This window comes from Streptomyces coelicoflavus (genome assembly GCF_003112555.1).
Classification (GTDB): Bacteria; Actinomycetota; Actinomycetes; order Streptomycetales; family Streptomycetaceae; genus Streptomyces; species Streptomyces coelicoflavus.
Genome location: NZ_BEWB01000038.1, coordinates 1 through 1,700, shown reverse-complemented (window position 1 = coordinate 1,700; position 1,700 = coordinate 1). Strand labels below are relative to the sequence as shown.

The following is a 1,700-nucleotide window of genomic DNA, read 5'->3' as shown; positions in this document are numbered from 1 at the left end:
GGGCTTGCAGATCATTAACACGTTGTCTTGATCACGCTGCTGGTGTCGCTGCTCAGGGCTTGCACCCGAGCCTGGAGGGCTGTGAGGGCGGAGGGCGGAGTGGCCGTCGGCGGGATGGCGATGTTGTGCGCCTTCAGCAGCGTTCTGATCTTCAGCAGGGTGCGGTGCATGGCGGTTCGACTGCTGTCGAAGAGCACGGCGAGGGGTTCCGCGGCCAGGGCGACCCGCAGGTGGAGGACGGCTGCCAGGACCTGGTCGGGGAAGGCGAGCCGGGGCGGGCGGCCGCGCTTGACGTCGCCGTGGAGGGCCAAAGTCTCGGTGAGCTCGCTCAGTTGCTGCCGGGACATGCCGGTCAGGGCGGGGTCGGACAGGAGAGCGTGGTCCCACTGCGGGGCTGGCTCCTGCGGAGCCCGGGGTGCTGGGATGGCCGGGCAGGGCTGGGGGTGCAGGGCGTAGTTCCAGTCGCCGTGGAAGGCGTGTCGGGTCAGTGGCAGGGACGCCATCTCCGCGTCGCCGATCTGGACTCCGGTGGGGTAGACGTTTGTGTCCAGCTCGGCCATGACACGCAGTCCAGTGCGGGTGGTGGTCGCGGCGATGGACTGGACAACGACTTCATGGCTGGTCAGCGGGCGGCCGCGCCAGTTCATGGTGATGTGCGAGAAGAGCCTGTGCTCGATCTTGTTCCACTTCGATGTGCCCGGCGGCAGGTGGCACACGGTGATGGTCAGCCCTGTTTCGCCGGCGAGCCGGGCGAGTTCGAGTTTCCAGGCCCGGGTGCGGTAGCCGTTCGAGCCGCCCGCGTCGGCGGTGATGAGCAGTCGCGTCGCCTGCGGGTAGGCGGCCCGGCCCTGGCCGCACCACCAGCGGCGGATCGATTCCACCGCGAACGCGGCGGTGTCGTGATCGGTACCCACGTTGACCCAGCCGGTGTTCGCCGCCAGATCGTAGATCCCGTACGGGACAGCCTTGCCCAGCTGCGGGTCGGCGAAGTCATGGACCTTCACCGGCGCCGGTTCAGCCGCAGGCCGCCACTGGCGGCCGTTGTTCCTGAACTTGCCGACGAGCTCCTTCTTCTTGGTGTCCACGCTGATCACCGGCTGGCCGGCATCCCGGTGACCACGGGCCTGCTCGTTGAGATAGCGGAACTGAGCATCACGATCCGGATGCTGGCTTCCCTCGATGGTCTTGGCGTTGGCCTGCAGACTGAAGCCTTCCTCCCGTAGCAGGTCCGCGACGGTGTCCGCACTGACTTTGTGCCCGGTCCGGGCCAGCTCCCGCGCCAGCGTGCGGGTCGACTTCACCGTCCACCGCAGCGGCGACACCGGATCGCCTCGCTCGTCCGGCTCGACAAGCGCCAGGAGAGCCGGCCGCAGCCCCGGATCGAGATCTGCGACCCTCTTGCGGCCGCCGCCCGGCCGCCGCACCCGCCCCAGAGGCTCCTCGCCGGCCTCCAACTCGGACACGCCCTTGCGGACCGTGGTCTCACTCACCGAGGCCGCCCGTGCGACGGCCCGGACACCACCGTGTCCCAGAACACGGGCCTCTGCGGCCATCAGCAGCCGTCGTTGCCGCTCATCCAGATGCGGGAACAACACCCCGAACTTCATGCCGAGTTGGGCACAGATCTCGTCCGGGATGCGCATACCACATCAACGAGCCACGGGACGGGAAGCAACACCTTGATGAGCTGCAAGCCCTTA

General features: G+C 68.2%; 1 protein-coding gene. It reads right to left on the bottom strand.

Annotated elements, in window-relative coordinates:
- Positions 1 to 14: 14 nt before the first annotated feature.
- Positions 15 to 1,643: an ISAzo13 family transposase gene (locus Sco07f_RS39640; protein ID WP_108990811.1), complete on the bottom strand. Its 1,629-nt coding sequence runs from the start codon at positions 1,641 to 1,643 to the stop codon at positions 15 to 17.
- Positions 1,644 to 1,700: the final 57 nt, after the last annotated feature.